Below are 25155 nucleotides of genomic sequence, written 5' to 3'. Positions count from 1 at the left end.
GCCCTCCGGGATCCGCGCTACAGTTACTGTCTGAGCTGTGAATGGGAGGCAAACATGAAGTACCTGAAACTGGGCAACACCGATCTGAACGTCTCACGCATCTGCCTGGGTTGCATGACCTACGGCGAACCGAACCGCGGCAATCACGCCTGGACGCTGCCGGAAGAGAGCAGCCGCCCGCTGCTGAAACAGGCGCTGGAAGCCGGCATCAACTTTTTCGACACCGCCAACAGCTATTCCGACGGCAGCAGCGAGGAGATCCTCGGCCGGGCGCTGCGCGACTATGCACGCCGCGAAGACGTGGTGGTCGCCACCAAGGTCTATTTCCCGCTGAGCAACCTGGAGCGCGGTTTGTCGCGCGCCAAGATCATGCAGTCCATCGACGACAGCCTGCGGCGCCTGGGCACTGACTATGTCGATTTGCTGCAAATCCACCGCTGGGATTACGAAACGCCGCTGGAAGAGACGCTGGAGGCACTGCACGACGTGGTGAAAGCCGGTAAGGCGCGTTACATCGGCGCCTCTTCCATGTACGCCTGGCAGTTCGCCAAAGCGCTGTATACCGCCGATCTGCACGGCTGGACGCGCTTTGTCAGCATGCAGGATCAATACAACCTGATCCAGCGCGAAGAAGAGCGTGAAATGCACCCGCTGTGCGCCGCCGAAGGCATCGCCGTACTGCCATGGAGCCCGCTGGCGCGCGGCCGCCTGACTCGCCCCTGGGGCGAAACCACCGCGCGGCTGGTCTCCGACCAGTTCGGCAAAAGCCTGTACGAGGAAACTGAAGGCATCGACGCCATCATCGCCGAGCGCGTCGCCAGCCTCGCCGAAGAACGCGGCGTTTCACGCGCGCAGATCGCGCTGGCCTGGCTGCTGAACAAACCGGCGGTCAGCGCGCCGATCGTCGGCGCGTCACGCAGCGAGCAGTTGGATGACGCCATCGCCGCGGTCGATTTGAGTTTGTCGCCGCAAGAGGTGGCGGAACTGGAGACGGCTTACGTGCCGCATCGGGTGACGGGGTTTGAATAAGAGAAGCGGGCGCGAAGAACCGCGCCCGGCGGTCAGAACAGCCCGATCGGCCAGTGGTGGCCAATCAGGTAGATGATGCCCGCAGACAGCACGCCGGCGATGATATCGTCGACCATAATGCCCATGCCGCCATGCACGTTGCGGTCGAACCAACGGATCGGCCACGGCTTCCACATATCCAGAATGCGGAAGATGACGAAACCGGCGGCGACCCAGCGCCAGTCGTTGACCGGCAGCGCCATCAGCGTGATCCACATGCCGACGAACTCATCCCAGACGATGCTGCCGTGATCGTGCACCTTCATGTCTTTTGCCGTGCGGTGGCAAATATAGACGCCGATACAGATGCTGAACATCACCGCCAGCGAGTAGAGCTGCCACGGCAGCTGGATCAGCAGCAGCCAGAACGGGATCGCCGCCAGCGATCCCATGGTGCCCGGCATCACCGGCGACAAACCGCTGCCAAAACCGGTGGCCAGCAGGTGCCACGGATTGCTCATCCGCAGCCGACGCTTGGCTTCATCCATGAGTGCCCGGCTCCGCATTGAAATGATCGAACCCGGCCCAGTCCAGCTCTACCGCTTCGTCGTTGCGATAATAGCGGATGCCTTCAGACAGCGGACCAATTTGGCCGATGCAGGTGTAGTCGGCGCCGAGGTGGCTCAGCGCCACTTCCAACGCGCCGCGGTTGATTTCCGGTACGGTGAAGCACAGCTCGTAATCTTCGCCGCCCGCCAGCGCCCAACGCAGCGCCTGCTCGGCATCCGCGTGGCTGCTCAGCGCCTGCGACATCGGCAGCTCGTCCAGCACGATGCGTGCGCCACAGTCGCTGGCCTTCAGGATGTGTTTCAGATCGGAAATCAGGCCGTCGGAGATGTCGATCGCCGAGCTGGCCAGATCGCGCAGCGCCTGCCCCTGCAGCACCCGCGGCTGCGGGCGCAGATGGCGAGCGATCAGGTAATCGCGCGCCGCCGCCTCCGGCACCGCCAGACGATCCTGCAGAATCGCCAGACCGGCGGCGCTGTCGCCCAGCGTGCCGGTCACGTAGATCCAGTCGCCGATGCGCGCGCCGCTGCGGGTTAACGCCCGGCCGGCCGGGATCAGCCCCTGAATGGTCAAGGTCATGCTCAGCGGGCCGCGCGTGGTATCACCGCCGATCAGCTGCATGCCGTAATAGTTGAGCTGATCAAACAGGCTGTCGCTGAAGGCCTTCAGCCAGGGCTCGTTCACCTCCGGCAGGGTCAGGGCCAGCGAAAGCCACGCCGGATCGGCGCCCATCGCCGCCAGATCGCTCAGATTGACCGCCAGCGCTTTATAACCGAGATCGGCCGGATCGATGTCCGGCAAGAAGTGCACGCCCGCCACCAACGTATCGGTACTGACGGCCACCAGCTGTTTTTCCGGCACTGCCAGCAGTGCGCAGTCATCTCCAATGCCCAACTGTACATCCCGGCGCACGCGCTTAAACCGGTCAAAATAGCGGGCAATGAGGTCAAATTCGCCGCATGCCATATCGATATTCCACGAGAAGAAATTAAGGCCGGGGATACCGGCCTTAATGTTTTACTTTTTCTTGCGAAGGGTTGGCGCCACTTTATCCAGCACCCCGTTCACAAACTTGTGGCTGTCTTCCGCGCCGAAGGTTTTCGCCAGCTCGATCGCTTCGTTGATCGCCACCTTGTAAGGGACATCCTCGCGCATTTTCAGTTCAAACAGCGCGACGCGCAGCACTGCGCGCTCCACCTGGCCCAGCTCTTCGAGCTGACGCGACAGGTATGGCGCCATCAGTTCGTCCAGCATACCTGCATTCACTGCCGCGCCGGACAGCAACTCGCGAAAATAGGCGACGTCAACATCTTTGACATCCTGCTCCGTCAGGAACTGGTGTTCAACATCGGCAAGGTCGTTTTTAGACAACTGCCAAGAGTAAAGCGCTTGAACAGCGCACTCACGAGCGCGGCGACGAGCAGCAGGTTTCACGGAATTCCCCTTAACTAAATTCAGGCTTTAATAGCTTTGATAACATTAATCATTTCAAGTGCGGTCAACGCGGCTTCAGCGCCCTTGTTGCCCGCTTTGGTGCCGGCGCGTTCGATCGCCTGTTCGATGCTTTCGGTGGTCAGCACGCCAAAGGCAACCGGGATTTCGGCATTCATCGCAACGTTGCCGATGCCGGAGCTGGCTTCGCCCGCCACATATTCGAAGTGCGCGGTGCCCCCACGGATAACGGTGCCCAGCGCGATAACCGCGTCGTATTTGCCGGTTTTGGCCAATACGCTCGCCGTCAACGGCAGCTCGTAAGCGCCCGGGACCCAGACAACGGTGATGTTGTCGTCAGCAACCTGACCAATGCGTTTCAGCGCGTCGATGGCGCCTTCCAGCAGGCTGTCGTTGATGAAATTGTTAAAACGTGCAATTGCGATCGCCACACGGGCATTTGGAGTAGCAACAACACCTTCGATAACTTTCATGGGCTTTCCTTAAAAATGGGTTCAATACCCCGCAGGGGGGCGGATTCTATCATATTCTTTCATCGCCTGCGCGGCGCTTTTGTAAAACCGGCGCGCAGGCGCGAGATTCAGTGTTTCGCCCGCAGGCACAAACGCAGATCGGGGCCGACCTGGCGCACGTCGCTTAAGACGAATTCCGGCGCGTCGGCCAACCGCTCCAGGCCCGGCAGGTGGCACAGGCCACGGCCATTATCGCCCAACAGTTTCGGCGCGATGTACAAAATGAGCTCATCCACCAGGCCGGCCTGCAGCAGCGCGCCAGCCAGCGATGCGCCCGCCTCCACCCAGATTGAATTCACCTGGCGCTTGGCCAACAGCATCATCATCACCACCAGATCGACGCCGCCGCCGTGCGCCGGGCAGATAAACTGCTCAACGTCTTGCGGCCAGGCCTGTTCATCCGCCTGCAGGCGCGCCAGCCAGGTGGCGCCCGGCTGCTGCACCACGCGGTGCTGCGGGGTAATGCGGTTTTGGCTGTCGAGCAGGATGCGCAGCGGCTGACGCAGATTTTCGCGCGGATAGAGGCGCTGGGTCTCGGCATCCAACTCATCCCAACGCACCGTCAGCGACGGATCGTCCGCCAGCACGGTGGCGCTGGTGCTGAGGATCGCGGCGCTCTGCGCGCGCAGGCGCTGCACGTCCTGACGCGCTTCGGGTGAGGTGATCCACTGGCTCTCGCCGGAGGCCATCGCCGTGCGCCCGTCCAGCGACGCGCCCAGCTTCAGTTGCACATAGGGAAAACCGGTGCGCATGCGTTTGAGGAAGCCCAGGTTGACCGCTTCGGCTTCGGCCAGCATCAGGCCATGACGCACCTCGACGCCGGCCTGCTGCAGCTTGTACAGCCCGCGCCCCGCCACCTGCGGATTGGGATCTTGCATCGCCGCGACCACTCGCGTTACGCCGGCGGCCACCAGCGCATCGGCGCAGGGCGGCGTGCGGCCGTGATGGCTGCACGGCTCGAGCGTGACATAGGCGGTGGCGCCGCGCGCCTTGTCGCCCGCCATACGCAGCGCGTGCACTTCCGCGTGCGGCTCGCCGGCGCGCAAGTGATAGCCTTCACCGACAATTTCGCCATCGCGCACGATAACGCAGCCGACGTTCGGATTGGGCGCGGTGGTGAAACGCCCCAGGCGCGCCAGTTCGAAGGCGCGCGCCATGTAAAATTCGTCGTGATGCATGAAAGATCCTTTAGTCTTGCAGGCGGGCGATCTCTTCGCCGAACTCGCGCACGTCTTCGAAGCTGCGGTATACCGACGCAAAGCGAATGTAGGCCACCTTATCCAGCTTTTTCAACGCGTCCATCACCAGGTTGCCCACCAGTTTGGTCGGCACTTCGCGTTCGCCGGTGGCGCGCAGTTGGGATTTGATATGGTTAAGGGCGTTTTCCACGTCGTCCGAGCTTACCGGGCGCTTTTCCAGCGCTTTCAGCATGCCGCGGCGCAATTTGTCTTCGTTGAACGGCTCGCGCACCTCATCGCTTTTAATCACTCGCGGCATCACCAACTCGGCCACCTCGAAGGTGGTGAAGCGTTCATTGCACACCAGACACTGGCGGCGGCGGCGCACTTGCGAACCGTCCCCCACCAGGCGGGAATCAATGACTTTGGTATCAACGGCGGCGCAGAAAGGGCAATGCATAACACGTCCTGATAAACGTTTTTATAGATAAATGCAGTTTACCCCGAAGTGCAGCCACAACAAAGGGCGGCGGCCATTTGTTGCGACACGCAGCCGGGAAGCGGCGCCGATATGACTTTCCCCTCCGGGCGGACTAAGCTGATAATAGGAGATTCAGCATAGGAAATCGCCGTCATGACAACCTGTTACCCCAAAATCGCCCTGCTCGCCGCCGCCGTGTTGCTGGCAGGCTGCGCGCACAACGCCGCCGTCCCTCAACTGCGCCATCAGGTCGCCGCGCTGAACCAGAAAGTGAGCGTGCTGACCGATCAAACCACCGCGCTGGAGCGGCAGAATATGCTCAATCAGCACTCCGACAACGGCGTCTACCTGCTGCCGGCGGCCCGCAGCGCCGCCCGTTTGCAAAGCGGCATCGGCGAGCTGAGCGTTTCGCTGAGCCACATCAAGAGCGAAGCCAACGGCACGCAGGCGCAGCTGCATGTGCGCACCCTCTCACAGGCCACGCTGCCGCCGTTCAACGCGGTGGTGGAATGGGGCCAACTGGACGACGCCACCGGGCGGCCGTTGACCGCCGAGGCGCTGTCGCAACCGATCGCCAGCGCCGACTCGCTGCTGCCGAAACCCGGCCAGGACTTTGAGCTGCGCTTCAGCGGCCTGACGCCGGAACAGCTGGGCTATATCCGTCTGCACAGTCTGGTTTCGACCGCCCAACCGGCGGTGGTGCAGCAACACTGAAAACTCGAGGCAAAAAAAAGGAGCGCCGGCGGCGCTCCTTCTCATTTCGCTGAATACTGCGGCGGTTAAGGCAGAATCGAAGGCTGATCCGCGCCCTCTTTTTCCACTTTTTGCTGCAGCATGTGCTCGCGTTTCATCCCCAGTTTCAACGCCAGCGCGGACGCGACGTAGATGGAGGAGACGGTACCGATCGACACGCCGATCAGCATCGCCAGCGAGAAGCCTTGCAGCATCGCGCCGCCGAAGATGTACAGCATCAGCACCACCATCAGGGTAGTACCGGAAGTCATCAGCGTACGGCTCAGCGTCTGGGTCAACGACACGTTCATGATCTCGTAAGGCGTGCCGCGGCGGATCTTGCGGAAGTTCTCACGAATACGGTCGGAAACCACGATGCTGTCGTTCAGCGAGTAACCGATAACCGACATCAGGGAAGCGACGATGGTCAGGTCAATCTCGATGTGGAACAGCGACAGCACGCCCAGCGTGATGATCACGTCGTGCGCCAGCGCGATAACCGCCCCCAGCGCCAGGCGCCATTCGAAGCGGAAACCAACGTAGATCAGGATACAGATCAACGCCACCAGCAGCGCCATGCCGCCGGTTTGCGCCAGTTCGCTGCCCACGCTCGGGCCGACGAACTCGATACGCTTCACGGTGGCGTTTTTATCCACCGAGTCGTTGATCACGCCGATCACCTTGTTGCCCAGTTCCTGGCCTGCGGTGCCGGTCGCCGGTGGCATGCGCACCATCACGTCGCGGCTGCTGCCGAAGTTCTGGATGATCGGATCCTGGAACCCGGCCTTCTCCAGCGTATCGCGCATCAGGTCGAGGTTAGCCGGCTTCTCCAGGTTGATTTCAATCACCGTACCGCCGGTGAAATCCAGACCCCAGTTAAAGCCGCGCACCGACATGGTGACGATCGACGCGACCAACAGCAGCAACGAGATGCCGAAGGCCAAATAGTCCCAGCGCATAAAGTCGTAGACTTTACGGCCGTAGTTGAGTTGCTCAACAGTATAATCCTGTGCCACAACGCACTCCTCAGATAGACAGCTTGTTAATGCGTTTGCCGCCGTAAAGCAGGTTGACGATGGCACGGGTACCGACAATCGCGGTGAACATGGACGTCGCCACACCGATAGCGGTGGTGATCGCAAAGCCTTTGATCGAACCGGTGCCCACTGCGTACAGGATGACCGCGGTGATCAGGGTGGTGATGTTGGCGTCGACGATACTGGAGAACGCGCCTTTATAGCCCTCATGGATCGCCTGCTGAACGGACCGGCCGTTCTTCAGCTCCTCCTTGATACGTTCGTTAATCAGTACGTTGGCGTCGACCGCCACCGCCAGCGTCAACACGATCCCGGCAATGCCCGGCATGGTCAGCGTCGCCCCCGGCAACAGGGACATCACGCCGACGATCAGCACCAGGTTGGCGACCAGCGCCGTGGTGGCGATCACGCCGAACTTACGGTACCAGACCACCATGAAGACGATGGACGCCACCAGGCCCCACAGACAGGCTTCCAGACCTTGGGTGATGTTCTGCTGACCCAGGGTTGGACCGATGGTGCGCTCTTCGACGATCTGAATCGGCGCGATCAGCGCACCCGCACGCAGCAGCAGCGAAAGCTGACGCGCTTCGTTCGGGTTGCCGATGCCGGTGATGCGGAAGCTGTTGCCCAGACGCGACTGAATGTTCGCCACGTTGATCACTTCTTCCTGTTTCACCAGCACCGCACGGCCGTTGGCGTCTTTCTTGCCGCTGTCCTTATACTCCACGAACAGGGTCGCCATCGGCTTGCCGATGTTGTCCTTGGTGAAGTTGGACATCGACGTGCCGCCGGCGCTGTCCAGCGAGATGTTAACCTGCGGCTGGTTGTATTCGTCGGTGCTCGAAGTGGAGTCGGTGATGTGGTCACCGGTCAGGATCACGCGCTTGTACAGCACGAGCGGCTGGCCGTCACGGGTGTATTTCACCTCGGAGTCGCCCGGCACGCGGCCGTTGGCCGCCGCAGTGGCATCCGCATTGGTGTTCACCAGACGGAACTCCAGGGTCGCGGTGGCGCCCAGAATTTCTTTGGCGCGCGCGGTGTCCTGAATGCCCGGCAGCTCAACCACGATGCGGTCGGCGCCCTGGCGCTGCACCAGCGGTTCGGCGACGCCGAGCTGGTTGACGCGGTTACGCAGGATAGTGATGTTCTGCTGTACGGCGTATTCGCGCGCTTCGCTCAGACGGGCGTCCGTCAGGTTGGCTTTCATGGTGTTGGCGCCGTTGGCGGACAGCACCAGATCGCGCTGACGCGGGCCGATGTAGCTGATGGCCTGGTCACGGGCCGCATCGTCGCGGAAGCGAACTTCCACGCCGTTGTTGTCCAGCTTGCGGATAGACGCGTAAGGAATGCCCTTCTCACGCAACTCGCTGCGCAGGGTATCCATGGTCTGTTCCTGCAGCTTGCTCAGCGCGGTGTCCATGTCCACTTCCATCAGGAAGTGCACGCCGCCGCGCAGGTCCAGGCCGAGTTTCATTGGCTCTGCGCCCAGCATGGCCAGCCAGGTCGGCGTGGCCGGCGCCAGGTTCAGCGCCACGACGAATTTGTCACCCAGCTCGGTCACCAGCGCTTCGCGGGCGCGCAGCTGAACGTCAGGATCTTTAAAGCGAGCCAGGATGGCGCCATTTTCCAGCGCAATCGACTTGCTCGCGATGTTGTCTTTTTCTAATACGGTACGGACCTGGTCCAGCGTAGTTTCACTGGCGGCGACGCCGCGCGCGCCAGTGATTTGTACGGCCGGATCCTCACCGTAGATGTTGGGAAGCGCATAAAGCAGACCGACGAGGATCACAACGATCAACATCAGATACTTCCACAAAGGATAACGGTTTAGCACGGCAATTCCCTTCGGGAAAAAAGATTACAGGGCCTTCATGGTACCTTTCGGCAGAACGGCCGCCACGAAGTCACGCTTGATCATCACTTCCGTGGTGTCGTTCAGCGCGATGGCGATGATGCCGGTGTCGGCCACTTTGGTCACGCGACCGATCAGGCCGCCGGTGGTCAGCACTTCGTCGCCTTTACCGATGGAGTCCATCAGCTTCTTGTGATCTTTCGCGCGTTTCTGCTGTGGGCGCAGGATCATGAAGTAGAAGATCAGGCCGAACACCACCAGCATAATGATCAGAGAGTACGGGCTTCCCTGAGCCGGAGCCCCTGCGGATGCGACGGCGTCAGAAATGAAAAAGCTCATTGAAATTCCCTCATTAAGTTATCAATTATTAGATCAAGCGTTTAAAGGCGGAATCGGCTTGCCGATCCGACCATAGAAATCCGCAACAAACTGCTCTAATTTACCCTCTTCGATAGCCTGGCGTAAACCCGCCATCAGGCGCTGGTAGTGACGCAGGTTATGAATCGTGTTCAGTCGAGCACCCAATATTTCGTTGCAACGGTCGAGATGGTGCAAGTAGGCGCGGCTGTAATGGCGACACGTGTAGCAATCACAGTCCTTATCCAGCGGAGAAGTATCATCCTTGTGCTTGGCATTACGGATTTTTACCACACCGTCAGTCACGAACAAATGGCCGTTGCGGGCGTTGCGGGTCGGCATGACGCAATCGAACATGTCGATGCCGCGGCGCACGCCTTCCACCAAATCTTCCGGCTTGCCGACGCCCATCAAATAGCGTGGCTTATCTTCCGGAATTTGCGGGCAAACGTGTTCAAGAATGCGATGCATATCCTCTTTCGGCTCGCCTACAGCCAAGCCGCCCACAGCGTACCCGTCAAAGCCGATATCCACCAGCCCTTTGACGGAAACATCACGTAAATCTTCGTAAACGCCGCCCTGAATGATGCCGAACAGCGCATTTTTATTTTCCAGTTCGTCGAAACGCTTGCGGCTGCGCTCCGCCCAGCGCAGCGACATTTCCATCGAACGCTTGGCGTAGTCCCAGTCGGCCGGGTATGGCGTGCATTCGTCGAAGATCATCACGATGTCGGAGCCCAGGTCATACTGGATCTCCATCGATTTTTCCGGGCTCAGGAACACCTTGTCGCCGTTGATCGGGTTGCGGAAGTACACGCCTTCCTCTTTGATCTTGCGCATCGCCCCCAGGCTGAACACCTGGAAACCGCCGGAGTCGGTGAGGATCGGGCCCGGCCACTGCATGAAATCGTGCAGATCGCCGTGCAGCTTCATGATCTCCTGGCCCGGGCGCAGCCACAGGTGGAAGGTGTTGCCCAGCAGGATCTGCGCGCCGGTCTCTTTCACTTCTTCCGGCGTCATGCCCTTGACCGTACCGTAGGTACCGACCGGCATAAAGGCCGGGGTTTCCACCACGCCGCGGTCGAAAATCAGGCGGCCGCGGCGAGCGCGGCCATCGGTAGTTTGTAGTTCGTACTTCACAAAGCCTCCAGCATCAGAGAAACAGTCTGATGTCGTTGAAACGGGGCCGCGCCGTGCGCGCAGCCCGGGAATTTAGCCGCCGACGGATTCGTTTTCCGCCTGCGGATTACGGCTGATGAACATCGCATCGCCGTAGCTGAAAAAGCGATACTGCTCGGCTACCGCCTGCTGATAGGCGTTCATGGTATTTTTATAGCCGGCGAAGGCCGACACCAGCATGATCAGGGTAGATTCCGGCAGGTGGAAGTTGGTCACCAGCGCGTCGATCACCTGGTAGTGATAGCCCGGATAGATAAAGATGCTGGTGTCGCCGAAGAACGGCGCAATCAGCGCCTCTTTGCTGGCCGCCGCGGCGCTTTCCAGCGAACGCACCGAGGTGGTGCCCACCGCCACCACGCGCTTGCCGCGCGCTTTGCAGGCCAGCACCGCATCCACGACCTCCTGCGGCACTTCGGCGTATTCGGCGTGCATCACGTGATCTTCGATAGTTTCCACGCGCACCGGCTGGAAGGTGCCGGCACCGACGTGCAGCGTCACGAACGCCATTTCCACGCCCTTGGCGCGCAGCGCCGCCAGCAGCGGTTCGTCGAAGTGCAGGCCGGCGGTCGGCGCGGCGACCGCGCCCGGCTTCTCGCTATAAACCGTCTGATACAGCTCGCGGTCGGCGTCTTCATCCGGGCGAGCGATATACGGCGGCAGCGGCATATGGCCGGCGGCGTTGAGGATAGTGAACACGTCGCGCTCGTCGTTGAAGCGCAGCTCGAACAGCGTCTCGTGGCGAGCCACCATGGTGGCGGCGATGCTCTCGTCATCCCCCAGCAGCAGCTCGGCGCCCGGCTTGGGCGCTTTCGACGCGCGCACGTGCGCCAGCACGCGATGGTCGTCCAGCACGCGCTCCACCAGCACTTCAATCTTGCCGCCGCTGACCTTGCGGCCGAACATGCGCGCCGGGATCACGCGGGTATTGTTGAACACCAGCAGATCGCCGGCCTCCAGCTTGTCCAGCAGATCGGTGAATACACCATGCGTCAGCGCCCCGCTCGGCCCGTCCAGCTGCAGCAGGCGGCATGCGCTGCGCTCGGCCTGGGGATAATGGGCAATCAGGGATTCGGGAAGTTCAAACGAAAAATCAGCGACGCGCATGGGTATTCACTTCTTCAATTTAGGACTGGTTGGTAAAAAACAGGCGGCCTAGTCTAAAGCCGGGGGCGGTCAGCGGCAAGAAATAAGGAGGATTTGCCTGACTTCAGGTATAGTTGAGGGATGAATTTTCTCGCTCATCTTCACCTGGCCATGCTGGCGGACAGCTCGCTGCTGGGCAACCTGCTGGCCGACTTCGTGCGCGGCAATCCCGCCGCCGACTACCAGCCCGATGTGGTGGCCGGCATCATGATGCACCGCCGCGTCGACGTGTTGACCGACAGCCTGCCGCAGGTGAAAGCCTGCCGCGACTATTTCAGCGCCCCCTACCGCCGCGTGGCGCCGATCACCCTCGACGTGGTGTGGGACCATTTTCTGGCGCGCCACTGGCAGCAGCTGGAGCCCTCGCGCGATCTGCACCAGTTCACCCAGGAAGCCCGCAGCCAGATCGAACCTTACCTGCCGCTCACGCCGCCGCGTTTTCAGAACCTGAACGGCTATCTGTGGCCGGAGCGCTGGCTGGAACGCTACGCCGAATTGCCGTTCATCGCCCGGGTGCTGCAGGGCATGGCCAGCCGCCGCCCGCGTCTTGAGGCGCTGGCCGGCTCGTTCGCCGATGTCGAACAACATTATCATCAGCTTGAAACACAATTCTGGCAGTTTTATCCGCAAATGATGCGGCAGGCGAAGGAAAAAACGCTCTGAGGTCAAGCCCAAGCGTTTGAAATTGCAGCGCCTTGCAAGAATTTACGTTTTGCCGCTTGCCCTTTTGTGGGAAAAGGTTATTTTTAAAGCTCGATAAATTATATCAACGACTTTGATAGGTGAAAGCTATCTCATCGATTGGTCTTTTACCCTTTATTCACCAAGTCACGGCCCCTATACTGGCCCTTGTTTTTTACATCCACCCTTTAACACCTATTACAGGAGTAATTATGGTCCTGGTAACTCGTCAAGCCCCTGACTTCACTGCAGCTGCCGTACTGGGTAGCGGCGAAATCGTTGAAAACTTCAACCTGAAGAAGCACCTGAACGGCAAACCAGCCGTGCTGTTCTTCTGGCCAATGGACTTCACCTTCGTATGCCCTTCCGAGCTGATCGCTTTCGATCACCGCTATGAAGAGTTCCAGAAGCGTGGCGTTGAAGTGGTTGGCGTTTCCTTCGACTCAGAATTCGTTCACAACGCATGGCGTAAAACCCCTGTCGACAAAGGCGGCATCGGTGAAGTGAAATACGCAATGGTTGCTGACGTTAAGCGTGAAATCCAGAAAGCTTACGGCATCGAACACCCGGAAGCCGGCGTTGCGCTGCGCGGCTCCTTCCTGATCGACAAAGACGGCATCGTGCGTGCTCAGGTGGTTAACGACCTGCCAATCGGCCGTAACATCGACGAAATGATCCGTACCGTTGACGCGCTGCAATTCCACGAAGAGCACGGTGAAGTGTGCCCGGCTCAGTGGGAAAAAGGCAAAGCAGGTATGGGCGCTTCCCCAGACGGCGTGGCAAAATACCTGTCTGAAAACGCTGCCAAGCTGTAATTTCAGCCTGATAGTGAATCAACCGGCCCCCGCGGCCGGTTTTTTTATGCTCCATTTTGGGGCAGCCCGCCCGCCTTCAGTGCTTTATTTCCCTGTTTCCGCTCACATTTCCCACCCTGTTCACCGCGCGTACGCCCATCTGCGGCTACTATCAATAACGCTGGCTCGCGCTTTGCAAGTGAGTAACGGCAAGCAAACACAACACAATAAAAAACTGACAGGGTAGGAATAACTATGTTTTTACAGAAATGGAGCAAACCCCTGACCATGGCGGCGCTGCTGGTCAGCGGCAGCCTGTATGCGGCATCCAACCCGGCGGTGGAGGCCCAAAACGGCATGGTGGTCACCTCGCAGCATCTGGCCTCACAGGTCGGGGTGGATATCCTGAAAATGGGCGGCAACGCCATCGACGCCGCCGTGGCGGTCGGCTATGCGCAGGCGGTGGTTAACCCCTGCTGCGGCAACATCGGCGGCGGCGGCTTTATGACCGTCCACCTGGCGGACGGCACCGATACCTTCATCAACTTCCGCGAAACCGCGCCGGCGGCGGCCAGCGCCAACATGTATCTGGATGCCGACGGCAAGGTGAAGAAAGATGCCAGCCTGTACGGCTATCTGGCGGCGGGCGTGCCGGGCACCGTGCTGGGAATGGAAACCGCGCGTGAGAAGTACGGCAAACTGAGCCGTGAACAGGTGCTGGCGCCGGCGATCAAGCTGGCGCGCGAAGGCTTTGTGCTGACCCGCGCCGATACCGATATTCTCGACACCACCGTTGCACGTTTCAAACAGGATCCCGAGTCGGCCAAAATCTTCCTGCGCCCGGACGGCAGCCCGCTGCAGCCGGGGGACAAACTGGTGCAAACCGATCTGGCCAACACGCTGGAGGCCATCGCCAAAGGGGGAACCGACGCCTTCTACAAAGGCAAGATCCCGCAGGCCGTGGAGGCAGCGGCCAAACAGGGCGGCGGCATTTTGACGGCGGCCGACTTCGCCAACTACAAGGTCACCGAAACGCCGCCGATCACCTGCAGCTATCGCGGCTACAAGTTCGTGTCGGCGCCGCCTCCCAGCTCCGGCGGCGTGACGCTGTGCGAAATCCTCAACGTGGTGGAAGGCTATGACCTGAAAAGCATGGGCTTCAACTCGGCGGCGGCCATTCATACCATGACCGAGGCGATGCGCCATGCCTACATGGACCGCAACACCTACCTCGGCGACCCGGAATTCATCAAGAACCCGATCGACCGGCTGGTGAGCAAGAGCTACGCCGAGCAGATCCGCAAGAAAATCGTCGCGGACAAGGCCACGCCGTCGGAAAACGTGCAGCCCGGCATGGAACCGCATGAGAAGCCGGAAACCACCCACTATTCGATCGTCGACCATGACGGCAACGCGGTCTCCACCACCTATACCGTCAACGGCCGCTTCGGCGCCGTGGTGATCGCACCGGGCACCGGCTTCTTCCTCAATGACGAGATGGACGACTTTACGGTCAAAGTGGGCGAGAAAAACCTGTATGGGCTGGTGCAGGGCACCGCCAACAGCATTGCCCCCGGTAAGCGCCCACTATCGTCGATGAGCCCGACGCTGGTGACCAAGGACAACAAGATCTTTATGGTGCTGGGCTCGCCGGGCGGTTCGCGCATTATCACCATCACCCTGCAGACCGCGTTGAACGTGATCGACCACGGCATGGCGCCGCAGGAAGCGGTAGACGCACCGCGCATCCATCACCAATGGTTGCCGGATGAGGTGTACTACGAACAGCGCGGCGTTTCCGCCGATACGCTGAAGCTGCTGAGCGGCATGGGTTATAAGATGGTCGAGCAAACGCCGTGGGGCGCCGCCGAACTGATTCTGGTCGGTTTACCGGGCGCGGCGGGCGTCAGCCCGGCCAACTCCGGCAACGATTCGGCAGTTTCCGGTAAAGTGCGTGAAGGCTACCTGTACGGCGCCAACGACGTGCGCCGTCCGGCAGGCTCCGCGGTAGGTTACTGATGTAAATACCCACTCACCTTAATCGCGGGGGCGTTTCTGCCCCCGCACTCCCTTTAGCCCTCGCAGCGCCATACGGTGGCCGACTCTTCCGCCAACTGCAGGCGCAACCCGCCCGCCGTTTCGCTCAACTCTCCCCGCCCTTCCACACGCCGCCACGGGCCACGCGCCAACAGCGGGTTATGCGGCAGCTGCGCCTGGCCGCTGCCGTCGCGCTGCAGCGCCACCAACACCTGCTCCTGCTGATACAGACGCACGAACACCAGCGTTTCGCCGCTGGCGTACAGCACCTGACAGCCGCCGCGGCGCAAGGCCAGGCTCTGTTTACGCAGCGCCGCCATGCGCTGGAACAGCGCCAGCAGCGGCCGATCCCAGTCGCCGACGTCCCACGGGAACGGCTTGCGGCAGAACGGATCGTTGCCGCCGTCCAACCCAATCTCATCGCCATAATAGAGGCAAGGCACACCGATCCAGCTCAGCAGCCACACCGCCGCCATCTGCATGCGCGCCGCGTTCCCCTGCAACAGCGTGAGGAAACGCGCGGTATCGTGGCTGTCCAGCTGATTGAACTGGATCAGCTGGCGGCTGTGCGGCAGCCCGGCGCGGTAACCGTCCATCCACTGCGCGCACCCGGCGGCGTCCAGCCGCACCGGGTGGTAGGCCACGTCCAGCCCCGCTAAAAACGCCCGCACCGGCAGCGCGAATCCCATGTAGTTCATCGCCGCATCCTCCACGCCGGCGTGCAGCCAGCGGCGCGCGTCGCCGAAGTGCTCGCCCAAGACATAGGCCTGCGGATTCTCCTGCTTCACCGCCTGATAGATGCCCGCCAGGTGGCGCAGATTGCCGGTGGCGCCGCCGTTCTCCCCCAGCATATGCACCACGTCCAGCCGCCAGCCGTCGATGCTGTACGGCGGGCGCAGCCAGTGACGCACCACGCTGCCTTCCCCCTGATAAATCGCTTCCGCCACCTGCGGCTCGGCGAAGTTGAGCTTCGGCAGGCTGGCGTTGCCCTTCCAATCGAGCGCGCGGCCGTCCGGGTAGAAGTTGAACCAGCCGCGATACGGCGAATCGGGGTGGTGACAGGCGCCGTTTTCGCCCTGACGATGGCGGTCAAACCACGGGTGCGAATCGCCGGTGTGGTTGAATACCCCATCCAGCACCAGTTTCATGCCTACCTTGTGAGTGCTTACTCGCAAACGCTGCAGCGCCGCGTTGCCGCCGAAGTGCGGATCGACCTGGTAATAGTCCTCGGTATCGTACTTATGCACGCTCGGCGCGGTAAAAATCGGGTTCAGGTACAACGCCGTCACGCCCAGCTGCTGCAGGTACGGCAGTTTGCCGCTGATGCCGTCCAGATCGCCGCCGTAAAAGGTCGAGGCGGCGTGGCGATCCTCCAACGGGTGCTGCCAGTCGCGCCGAATCACCTCGGCGCCGGCCGCATGATGGCGATAGCTGCCGCTCTGGATGCCGTGCTCGCCGCCGCTGCTGGCGAAGCGATCGGGGAAAATCTGGTAGAACAGCTGATCCGCCACCCACTCGGGGCCATTATCAGGATCGTCGACGGCGAACTGCGCCAGCTGGCCCGGCGGCGTTGACGACCAGCCCTGCGGGCCGAACCACTGTTGGCGATCGGCCCACAGCAGCTTGAAGCAGTATCGCCGCGTCGGCTCGCCCTCATTCAGCGTCAGGCTGGCCTGGTAGCGCCGCATCCCCTCGTGGCGCTGCGCTTTCATCACCAGCAGCCACTCTTCATTGTCCGGTTCGGCGCGCAAAAATACCCGTTCAGGCAGTTCATCCCCTTGTAACCACAGCGTGATATCCAAACGTTGCCCTTGCTTTACAACAAAAGGCGGGACCGGTTGATGCCAGGCGTTAAGCATACTGTTCTCCTGCTGTACCAAACGAAATCGACGGCGTTCTTCAAGAAACGAACAATGCCACGTTAAGTGCAACTCCCCCTCCTCTCTGGCCGCAAAACCCGGGGATGAGCCGGGGGGCGGAGACCGAAAAATAACGCTAACTTGATGTAAAAAAAGGTAAACAGGTACAAATCCTGCACGTTACCCCTTAGGCTAACGCGTTTTAAGTTTACAGGATATTTTTTGCGCATTTTTTAAGGAGCGGTAATGCAACAACAGATAACGCGCTGGCTGGAACAGTTTGGTTTGGAATTCGGCGGAGTGATGTCGCTGTTGATGGTATTGGGGTTGATTGTTCTGATCTCGGTAGCGATCCACCTGGTGCTGCACCGGGTGGTGTTGGCTGCTCTTCAGCGCCGTGGCCAGCAATCGCAGCGTGTCTGGCAACAGGCCATCACCCAATACAAACTGTTCCAGCGCGTGGCGCTGCTGCTGCAAGGGGTGATCATCAGTATCCAGGCGACGCTGTGGCTGCAGAGCGGCAGCCAGACCCAGGCGGTGATCGTCACCGCCGCGCAGGTGTGGATCCTCGCCTTCACCCTGCTGTCGCTGTTCTCGCTGCTGGATACGCTGCTGGCGCTGCTGCGCCAAAGCCCGATTTCCAATCAGCTGCCGCTGCGCGGCATTTTCCAGGGCCTGAAACTGGTGGCGGCGATCCTGATCGGCATCATGATCGTCTCATTGCTGATGGGCAAATCGCCGCTGCTGCTGCTCAGCGGCCTGGGCGCCATGACCGCGGTCTTGATGTTGGTGTTCAAGGATCCGATCCTCGGGCTGGTGGCCGGTATTCAGCTCTCCGCCAACGATATGCTCAAGATCGGCGACTGGCTGGAAATGCCGAAATACGGCGCCGACGGCGCGGTCACCGACATCGGCCTGACCACGGTCAAAGTGCGCAACTGGGACAACACCGTCACCACCATCCCCACCTACGCGCTGATCTCCGACTCATTCAAGAACTGGCGTTCGATGTCGGAATCCGGCGGGCGCCGCATCAAGCGCAGCTTGAATATCGACACCAGCAGCGTGCACTTCCTGTCGGAAGAGGAACAGCGCCGCCTGCAGCGCAACCCGCTGCTGCACAGCTATCTGAATAACAAAACCCAGGAGCTGAGCCAGCACAACCAGGAGATCGCCGTCGATCTGGCCTCGCCGCTCAACGGCCGCCGTCTCACCAACCTCGGCACGCTGCGCGCCTATCTGGAAGCCTACCTGCGCGCTCATCCGCGTATTCACCTGAACATGACGCTGATGGTGCGCCAGCTGGCGCCGACGCCGGAGGGCCTGCCGCTGGAAATCTACGCCTTCACCAACACCACGGTCTGGGCGGAGTATGAAAGCATTCAGGCGGATATTTTCGACCATATCCTGGCGGTGATCGACGAGTTCGGCCTGCGCGTGCATCAGACGCCGACCGGCAACGACCTGCGCGGCATGCTGCGACAAAGCGCGAACGCTTCCTGACGTCGGCTGACGTAACTGTGTCTGCTGGTAATTATTCGCTTTCAATTGCCAGCAGATATCTCCATCCCCTTCTTTTCCCCGGTGAAAACGGCGTTAATGCGCCATCACCTTCACCACCGAGAGGGAAAGCTCTTGCTGAAACGGTTACGTCATCGGCTGTTCACCCTGATGGCCACGCTGCTGTTTATCGGCTGCCTGCACAGCGCATCGCTGGATGAAAGCCGCATGCCCCGCAATCTGCAACCTTCGCTGAGCGCTCTGAGCAGCAACCTGCAGGACATTCGCGAAGTGCTGGCACGCTGCGCCGGCGAGGAAGAGGAGGAACGCCTGAACGACGGCGGTATGCGCATCGAAGCGCGCGCCGCCGGGGATGAGGAAGTGGAAGATAACCCCTAAAAAAACACCGGCCTCAGCCGGTGTTTTTCCATTTAGTCTTGCTGCGTCGCCAGCAGCGCGCGTTTTTTCTGGCGGTTGACCTTGAACCAGTACCCCGCCAGCAGCAACACCACCCAGACCAGGCCGGCGTACAGCGAGACGCGCGTGGTCGGGAAATAGCCGATCAGGCCGATGATGAATACCAGGAACACGATCGCCACCACCGAGGTGAACACCCCGCCGCGCAGCGGGAACGCCAGCTGCTTCACCTGCTCTTTGCTCAGGCTGCGGCGGAAGGCGATTTGGGAGAACAGGATCATGATCCACACCCACACGGTGGCGAAGGTCGCCAGGGAGGCGATCACCAGGAACACGCTCTCTGGCATGATGTAGTTGAGGTACACCGCCAGCAACAGCGCCAGCATCATCACCACTACCGTCACCCAGGGAATGCCGCGTTTCGACACCTTGCTGAACATCTTCGGCGCGTGCCCCTGTTCGGCCATGCCGTGCAGCATGCGACCGACGCCGAACACGTCGCTGTTGATCGCCGACAGCGAAGCGGTGATCACCACGAAGTTGAGGATGCCTGCCGCCACGGTGATGCCCATATGCTGGAAGGTCAGCACGAACGGGCTGCCGTTGGTGCCCACCTGGTTCCACGGGTAGATCGACATGATGACAAACAGCGTACCGACGTAGAACACCAGAATGCGCCACGGCACCGAGTTGATGGCTTTGGGAATCGATTTTTTCGGATCTTTGGCTTCGCCGGCGGTGATGCCGATGATTTCAATGCCGCCGTAAGCGAACATCACCAGCTGCAGCGACAGGATCATGCCGATAACGCCGTTGCTGAAGAAGCCGCCGTTCGACCACAGGTTATGAATGCCGGTCGGTTGCCCGCCGTTGCCGATACCCCAGATGATGATGCCGATGCCGGCCGCGATCATGATGATGATGGTGGCGACCTTGAAGAACGAGAACCAGAACTCCAGCTCGCCGAACACCTTGACGCTCATCAGGTTGATGGCGCCGATGATCAGCACCACGCTCAGCACCCAGATCCAGTGCGGCACTTCCGGGAACCAGACGCCCATATAGATGCCGAAGGCGGTCACGTCGGCGATGGCGACAATCAGGATTTCAAAGCAGTAAGTCCAGCCGGTGATGTAACCCGCCATCGGGCCGAGGTAGTCCTGCGCGTAGCGGGAAAATGAGCTGGCCTGCGGGTTATTGACCGACATCTCTCCCAGTGCGCGCATGATGATGAAGGCCACGATGCCGCCGATCAGGTAAGCCAGCAGCACGCTCGGGCCGGCCATTTTGATGGCGTCCGCCGAGCCGTAGAACAACCCGGTGCCGATGGCCGACCCCAGCGCCATAAAGCGAATATGGCGCGTACTGAGGCCGCGTTTCAGCTTATTGTCGGAGGCGGTGGTGGGTGACTGTTGTTGCATGAAGATGACCCATAGTTTTAAACGTAAAAAAGCCACGGACATGTCCGTGGCCCTGGATTAAGCCGGGGGATTATCAGTGCGCGGTCACTTGGGAACGCGTGCACACCCGATCATAAATCGCGACCAGCACCAGCATCAGCAGCGAAGGCGGCAACCATGCCAACCCCTGCTCCGCCAGCGGCAGGTGAGTGGTCCAGGCCGGCAGCAGTTGCTGGAAGCTGGACGCTTTCACCGCGTCAAGGATACCAAACAACAGGCTGACAAGCATCACCGGCGCGATGATACGCGGCGCGCTGTGCCACCAACGCAGGGTGAAGCTCAGCACCACCAGCACGATGCACGGCGGGTAAATCGCGGTCAGCACCGGAATGGAGATCTGGATCAGGTGGCTCAGGCCGAGGTTGGACACCACCATCGAGAACAGTCCCAGGATAAACACCAGCGTCTTGTAAGAGAACGGCAGGTATTGCGCGAAGAACTCGGCGCAGGCGCAGGTCAGGCCTACCGCGGTCACCATGCAGGCGATGAAGATCAGCGCCGCCAGGAAGAAGCTGCCCAGGCCGCCGAAGGTGTTCTGAACGTAAGCGTGCAGGATCACCGCGCCGTTGGTGGCGTCAGGCACCAGCGCGCCGCTGCCGGAACCCAGCTTGAACAGGCTCAGGTACACCAGCGTCAGGCCCACGCCGGCGATCAAACCGGCCAGAATGGTGTAACGGGTCAACAGGCCGGCGTCTTTCACGCCGCGCGAGCGCGCCGCGTTGACGATAACGATGCCGAACACCAGCGCGCCCAGCGTATCCATGGTCAGATAGCCGTTAACGAAGCCGGAGGAGAAAGGCACGCTCTGATAAGCCGTCGTCGCCGGAATCGGCGCGCCGGCAGGCCACAGCAGCGCGGCGATGCCCAGTACGGCCAGCGCGACGATCTTCAGCGGCGCCAACACATGGCCAACGGTATCGAGCAGGCGGCCCGGATACAGAGAGATGCCGATCACCAGCGCGAAATAAACCAGGCTATAGATGAACAGCGGCATGGCGCCGTCGCCGGTCAGCGGGGCGATGCCCACCTCAAAGGACACGGTGGCGGTGCGCGGCGTGGCGAACAGCGGGCCGACGGCCAGGTAGCAGACGGTCGCCAGCAGCAGGCCGGCGCCGCGGCCGATCGGCGAACTGAGGGCGTCGATGCCGCCGCCGACGCGCGCCAGCGCGATGACGGTGATGACCGGCAGGCCCACGGCGGTGATCAGGAAGCCCAGCGCCGCAGTCCATACATGTTCACCGGACTGCAAGCCGACCATCGGCGGGAAGATGATGTTCCCGGCCCCGACGAATAAGGCAAAGGTCATAAAGCCCAGTGCCAGGATATCTTTTGACGTTAAACGATGACTCATACGATGTCGTGTTGCCTGTTCAAATGAAAAATAGTGTCCGATAGCGTGGTGGCGAAACGCCCCACCCGGTTGCCGGCATGCCCGATCGTCGCCGCGCCAAATAAGCACCCTAAACGCAGTCGATCCGGCGTTTATGTCCCTATTCGAAAGTGGCCGCTCATGAAGATGGGCAAAATTTTAGGAGTTATAAAAATGGAGGTTTAATCCGACAACGAAGGCTAAGGTAAACGTTTATAGCGCTTCAAGGCAAGACGCACGGCGAAAAGCAGAGCTATCGACCATATAAACTTTAGCCACCAGTCGATCATATTGGCTATCAATAAATATACACTACATGATTTGTATCATTTTTGAACAACGAATTCACGAAACGTGAAGCATATATCACTTTACCGCGCGAAAACGCCAATAAATGCCCGATTTTCGCGTGGTATAAGCTCCGTTTTGCCGTGAAAAAAGGCGAAAATTACGCCGCTTTTTGTCGCTTATTGCACCGTGGCCGGCGCGAGCGGTGGCAACCCGAGCGCCTGGCGGGTCTTCTGCAGCGCGGCCGGCGGCAGTGGCAGATAGCCGTCGTGATTGACCAGGCTTTGCCCTGGTGTCGACAGCACGCGATCGAGAAACGCGGCGGTCAGCGGCTCCAGCGGTTGATGGGGGGCTTTATTGATGTAGATATACAGATAGCGCGACAGCGGGTAGCGATCGTTGCGCACGTTGGCGGCGGTAGGCGCGACATAGTCTTCTCCCGACTCCGCCAGCGGCAGCAGCCGCACGCCGCTGGCGCGAAAACCGATGCTGGCGTAGCCGATGCCGTTGAGCGAACCGGCCACCGCCTGCACCACCGAGGCCGAACCGGGCAGCTCATTGACGCGCGGCATGAAATCGCCGCCGCACAGCGCGCGCAGTTTGAAATAGCCGTAGGTGCCGGACGCCGAGTTGCGGCCGAAGCGTTGCAGCGAGCGCGTCGCCCAGTCGCCGCGCAGCCCCAGCTCGCCCCAGCGCGTCAGCGGCTGGCTTTCGCCGCAGCGCCGGGTGGCGGAGAAAATGCGGTCGAGCTGCTGCAGGTTGAGGCCGCGCAGCGGATTGTCCTGATGCACCAACACCACCAGCGCATCCACCGCTACCGGCACCGCCAGCGGCGCATAGCCGTAACGGTGTTCGAACGCCGAAACCTCGGCCGCCTTCATCGGCCGGCTCATCGGGCCCAGCTGCGCGGCGCCCGCCGCCAACGCGGTCGGCGCGGTCGACGAACCGGCGGCCTGGATCTGCAGGTTGACGTTGGGATAATGCTGGCTGAAATCCTGCGCCCACAGCGCCATCAGATTCGCCAGCGTGTCGGAGCCGACGCTGGACAGGTTGCCCGCCAACATGCCGTCAGGCTGCGCCAGCGCGCCGCGTCCGGCCAGCAGCGCCAGGCAAAGCAACAGCCCTCGGGTGATTCGGGTCATACCGGTGTCTCGCGTTAATTTTTCACCGCATTCTCTGATAAAGCGGCGGGAACAATCAACCGATTGGGCAAGGTAAAGATAAAGCGGGTGCCGATCCCCGGTTCGCTGAGGATCTCCAGCCGCGCGTCGTGATGGCTGAGCGCGTGCTTGACGATCGCCAGCCCCAGCCCGCTGCCGCCGGTCTGGCGCGAGCGGGCCTTGTCGACGCGGTAGAAACGCTCGGTCAGGCGCGGCAGGTGCTCGGCGGCGATGCCAGGCCCGTTGTCGCTGACCTGGAACTGCGCGCCATGCGCCGTCTGCTGCCAGCTGACTTCGATATGGGTGCCCTTCGGCGTGTGGTTGACCGCATTGTACACCAGGTTAGACACCGCGCTGCGCAACTGGTCTTCATTGCCGAACACGTTGAGCTGTTCGTTCACCCGGAAGGTGATCTCGTGATTGCCGCCGCTCAGCGATTGCGCCTCACGCTGCAACACCCGCAGCATCAGCGGAATATCCACCCGCTCGTTCATGTCGACATTGGGCGCCGCCTCGATGCGCGACAGCGTCAGCAACTGCTTGACCAGCCCGTCCATCCGGCGGGTCTGCTCTTGCATGGTGCTCAGCGCCTTGCTGCGCAGCGAACCGTCCTGCTCTTCGTCGCCCATCATCTCCAGATAGCCCTGCAGCACCGTCAGCGGCGTACGCAGCTCATGGCTGACGTTGGCGAAGAAGTTGCGCCGCGCGCCCTCCAACTGACGCATCTGGGTGACGTCGCGCGCCACCATCAGCAATTGCCCTTCGGAATAGGGCATCACGCGGAATTCGACGTAGTGTTCGTTGTTCAGCTGCAGCGTCAGCGGGCGCGAAAACTCCTGCTGTTGCAGATAGTGGCTGAATTCCGGATAACGCAGCAGGTTAAGGATGTGCTGGCCGTTGTCTTCCGGCCAACGAAAGCCGAGCAGATGCTGCGCCAGCCCGTTGCACCAGAAGATATTGCCTTCGACGGTGGTCATCACCACCGCGTCAGGCAGCGATTCGGCCCCGCTGCGAAAGCGCTTGATCAGCAGCGCCAGCTCGCGCCGGCGGCGGCGGTTGCGCTGCTGCATCTGATACAGGCCATAGAACAGCGGCTCCCAGCTCCAGCGGCCGGGCGGCGGCGTCATGCTGCGGTCGATCCACAGCCAATGGGAGAGTTTGAGCTGGTTGTAGAAATTCCACACCAGCGCAGCCAGCGCAGAAGCCAGCAGGAACCAGGGCAGATAACCAAAAATCAGCCCCAGCAGTAAGGCGGGCAGACAGAAAAGAGCCAGCTCCAAAGCCAGCCTCTTCCACGACAGACGTTCTAACACGGCATATTCTCCAGCGCGGCGCGATCAGTAGCGCGTTGAGAACCGGTAGCCGGTGCCCCGAACGGTTTGAACCATTTTATCATGCCCACTGGTTTCTAACGCCTTGCGGAGCCGACGGATATGCACGTCAACGGTACGGTCTTCCACATAAACGTTAGTGCCCCAGACGTGATTAAGCAACTGCTCGCGGCTATAAACCCGCTCCGGGTGGGTCATAAAGAAGTGCAGTAGCTTGAACTCGGTCGGCCCCATGTCCAGCGCCTGATCGTTCGCCATTACGCGGTGGGAGGACGGATCCAGGCTCAACCCTTGCATTTCAATCACTTCTTCCACCGCCATCGGCGAAATGCGGCGCATGACCGCTTTGATGCGCGCCACCAGCTCCTTGGGCGAGAACGGCTTGGTGATGTAATCATCCGCCCCCACTTCCAGGCCGCGCACCCGGTCTTCTTCTTCGCCGCGCGCGGTCAGCATCATCACCGGGATATCGCGGGTCAGCGCTTCGCGCTTCATATGTTTGATAAACTGAATGCCGGAACCACCGGGCAACATCCAGTCAAGCAACACCAAATCAGGGAACGGCTCAGACAGACGCGTCACGGCGCTGTCATAATCTTCGGCTTCCAACGGTTGGTAACCATTCTGTTCCAACACAAAGCACACCATCTCACGGATCGGCGCTTCGTCTTCCACCACCAGTATGCGTCTTGCCATCGTCAATCCTGCCAATGTGTTAGCGACTTTTCGGGCGCCATTATGCGTCAGTTTTGTGACAC

Annotated in this window: 24 protein-coding genes; 7 read left to right on the top strand and 17 right to left on the bottom strand. The window is 60.8% G+C overall.

Annotation, left to right across the window (positions count from 1 at the left end; all coding sequences use genetic code 11):
- The first annotated feature begins 54 nt into the window (after positions 1–54).
- On the top strand, positions 55–1029 hold the full coding sequence (locus AC2CGI_RS18735) for an aldo/keto reductase (RefSeq protein ID WP_075684440.1): 975 nt from the start codon (positions 55–57) through the stop codon (positions 1027–1029).
- Positions 1030–1061: 32 nt separating this feature from the next.
- Here AC2CGI_RS18735 and pgpA read toward each other — a convergent pair whose 3' ends face one another.
- The 6 genes from pgpA to nrdR all read right to left on the bottom strand — a co-directional run bounded on the left by pgpA (position 1062) and on the right by nrdR (position 5177).
- The gene (pgpA, locus tag AC2CGI_RS18730; RefSeq protein ID WP_004940382.1) at positions 1062–1556 is read right to left on the bottom strand and encodes a phosphatidylglycerophosphatase A; all 495 of its coding nucleotides are present in this window, start codon (positions 1554–1556) and stop codon (positions 1062–1064) included.
- Positions 1549–2541: a thiamine-phosphate kinase gene (thiL, locus tag AC2CGI_RS18725; protein ID WP_015376834.1), complete on the bottom strand. Its 993-nt coding sequence runs from the start codon at positions 2539–2541 to the stop codon at positions 1549–1551. Before thiL ends, pgpA begins: the two co-directional genes overlap by 8 nt.
- 51 nt (positions 2542–2592) lie before the next feature.
- Entirely contained in the window at positions 2593–3009 is a 417-nt protein-coding gene (nusB, locus tag AC2CGI_RS18720; protein ID WP_004940384.1) for a transcription antitermination factor NusB, read from the bottom strand.
- A gap of 20 nt (positions 3010–3029) precedes the next feature.
- Entirely contained in the window at positions 3030–3500 is a 471-nt protein-coding gene (gene ribH, locus AC2CGI_RS18715) for a 6,7-dimethyl-8-ribityllumazine synthase (protein ID WP_004940385.1), read from the bottom strand.
- A 107-nt stretch (positions 3501–3607) separates the two neighbouring features.
- Entirely contained in the window at positions 3608–4717 is a 1110-nt protein-coding gene (ribD, locus tag AC2CGI_RS18710; protein WP_076740508.1) for a bifunctional diaminohydroxyphosphoribosylaminopyrimidine deaminase/5-amino-6-(5-phosphoribosylamino)uracil reductase RibD, read from the bottom strand.
- A 10-nt stretch (positions 4718–4727) separates the two neighbouring features.
- Complete coding sequence (gene nrdR, locus AC2CGI_RS18705; RefSeq protein ID WP_004940387.1) at positions 4728–5177, bottom strand: transcriptional regulator NrdR; 450 nt, start codon at positions 5175–5177, stop codon at positions 4728–4730.
- Between the two features lie 174 nt (positions 5178–5351).
- Here nrdR and AC2CGI_RS18700 point away from each other — a divergent pair, with 174 nt between their 5' ends.
- Positions 5352–5912, top strand: coding sequence for a SadB/YajI family lipoprotein (locus AC2CGI_RS18700; protein ID WP_015376832.1), 561 nt, complete (start codon positions 5352–5354; stop codon positions 5910–5912).
- A gap of 65 nt (positions 5913–5977) precedes the next feature.
- Here the strand turns inward: AC2CGI_RS18700 and secF are convergent, their stop codons facing one another.
- The 5 genes from secF to queA form a co-directional block, all read right to left on the bottom strand.
- Positions 5978–6946 (bottom strand): protein translocase subunit SecF, encoded by a 969-nt coding sequence (secF, locus tag AC2CGI_RS18695; protein ID WP_004940389.1) that lies wholly within the window; start codon positions 6944–6946, stop codon positions 5978–5980.
- A 10-nt stretch (positions 6947–6956) separates the two neighbouring features.
- Positions 6957–8804 carry a protein translocase subunit SecD gene (gene secD, locus AC2CGI_RS18690; RefSeq protein WP_076740509.1) on the bottom strand — a complete coding sequence of 616 codons (1848 nt, stop codon included), beginning with the start codon at positions 8802–8804 and terminating at the stop codon, positions 6957–6959.
- Between the two features lie 24 nt (positions 8805–8828).
- Entirely contained in the window at positions 8829–9161 is a 333-nt protein-coding gene (yajC, locus tag AC2CGI_RS18685; protein WP_004940391.1) for a preprotein translocase subunit YajC, read from the bottom strand.
- A 33-nt stretch (positions 9162–9194) separates the two neighbouring features.
- A complete protein-coding gene (tgt, locus tag AC2CGI_RS18680; protein WP_004940392.1) occupies positions 9195–10319 on the bottom strand; it encodes a tRNA guanosine(34) transglycosylase Tgt in 1125 nt (374 codons plus the stop codon).
- A gap of 72 nt (positions 10320–10391) precedes the next feature.
- A complete protein-coding gene (gene queA, locus AC2CGI_RS18675; RefSeq protein WP_004940394.1) occupies positions 10392–11462 on the bottom strand; it encodes a tRNA preQ1(34) S-adenosylmethionine ribosyltransferase-isomerase QueA in 1071 nt (356 codons plus the stop codon).
- Positions 11463–11582: 120 nt separating this feature from the next.
- Here queA and AC2CGI_RS18670 point away from each other — a divergent pair, with 120 nt between their 5' ends.
- The 3 genes from AC2CGI_RS18670 to ggt all read left to right on the top strand — a co-directional run bounded on the left by AC2CGI_RS18670 (position 11583) and on the right by ggt (position 14995).
- The gene (locus AC2CGI_RS18670) at positions 11583–12164 is read left to right on the top strand and encodes an ACP phosphodiesterase (protein WP_015376830.1); all 582 of its coding nucleotides are present in this window, start codon (positions 11583–11585) and stop codon (positions 12162–12164) included.
- Positions 12165–12394: 230 nt separating this feature from the next.
- Positions 12395–12997, top strand: a complete 603-nt coding sequence (locus AC2CGI_RS18665; protein WP_004940403.1) for a peroxiredoxin C — start codon at positions 12395–12397, stop codon at positions 12995–12997.
- Positions 12998–13231: 234 nt separating this feature from the next.
- Complete coding sequence (ggt, locus tag AC2CGI_RS18660; protein WP_015376829.1) at positions 13232–14995, top strand: gamma-glutamyltransferase; 1764 nt, start codon at positions 13232–13234, stop codon at positions 14993–14995.
- A 53-nt stretch (positions 14996–15048) separates the two neighbouring features.
- On the opposite strand, the gene malZ is transcribed toward ggt, so the two are convergent.
- Positions 15049–16872: a maltodextrin glucosidase gene (gene malZ / locus AC2CGI_RS18655; RefSeq protein ID WP_015376828.1), complete on the bottom strand. Its 1824-nt coding sequence runs from the start codon at positions 16870–16872 to the stop codon at positions 15049–15051.
- Between the two features lie 246 nt (positions 16873–17118).
- Between malZ and AC2CGI_RS18650 the strand changes: the two genes are divergently transcribed.
- On the top strand, positions 17119–18375 hold the full coding sequence (locus AC2CGI_RS18650; protein WP_076740510.1) for a mechanosensitive ion channel family protein: 1257 nt from the start codon (positions 17119–17121) through the stop codon (positions 18373–18375).
- 132 nt (positions 18376–18507) lie between these two features.
- Positions 18508–18771, top strand: coding sequence for a hypothetical protein (locus tag AC2CGI_RS18645; protein WP_049242823.1), 264 nt, complete (start codon positions 18508–18510; stop codon positions 18769–18771).
- Positions 18772–18803: 32 nt separating this feature from the next.
- Here AC2CGI_RS18645 and proY read toward each other — a convergent pair whose 3' ends face one another.
- The 5 genes from proY to phoB form a co-directional block, all read right to left on the bottom strand.
- Positions 18804–20210, bottom strand: coding sequence for a proline-specific permease ProY (proY, locus tag AC2CGI_RS18640; RefSeq protein WP_004940425.1), 1407 nt, complete (start codon positions 20208–20210; stop codon positions 18804–18806).
- Positions 20211–20283: 73 nt separating this feature from the next.
- On the bottom strand, positions 20284–21600 hold the full coding sequence (brnQ, locus tag AC2CGI_RS18635; protein WP_015376824.1) for a branched-chain amino acid transport system II carrier protein: 1317 nt from the start codon (positions 21598–21600) through the stop codon (positions 20284–20286).
- 485 nt (positions 21601–22085) lie between these two features.
- Entirely contained in the window at positions 22086–23048 is a 963-nt protein-coding gene (locus AC2CGI_RS18630; RefSeq protein WP_004940432.1) for a PstS family phosphate ABC transporter substrate-binding protein, read from the bottom strand.
- Positions 23049–23062: 14 nt separating this feature from the next.
- Positions 23063–24379 (bottom strand): phosphate regulon sensor histidine kinase PhoR, encoded by a 1317-nt coding sequence (gene phoR, locus AC2CGI_RS18625; RefSeq protein ID WP_004940434.1) that lies wholly within the window; start codon positions 24377–24379, stop codon positions 23063–23065.
- Between the two features lie 24 nt (positions 24380–24403).
- Positions 24404–25093 (bottom strand): phosphate response regulator transcription factor PhoB, encoded by a 690-nt coding sequence (gene phoB, locus AC2CGI_RS18620; RefSeq protein ID WP_004940438.1) that lies wholly within the window; start codon positions 25091–25093, stop codon positions 24404–24406.
- Positions 25094–25155: the final 62 nt, after the last annotated feature.

The organism is Serratia sp. LSHTC3 (assembly GCF_057197125.1).
This window is presented reverse-complemented; position numbering and strand designations above follow the sequence as displayed.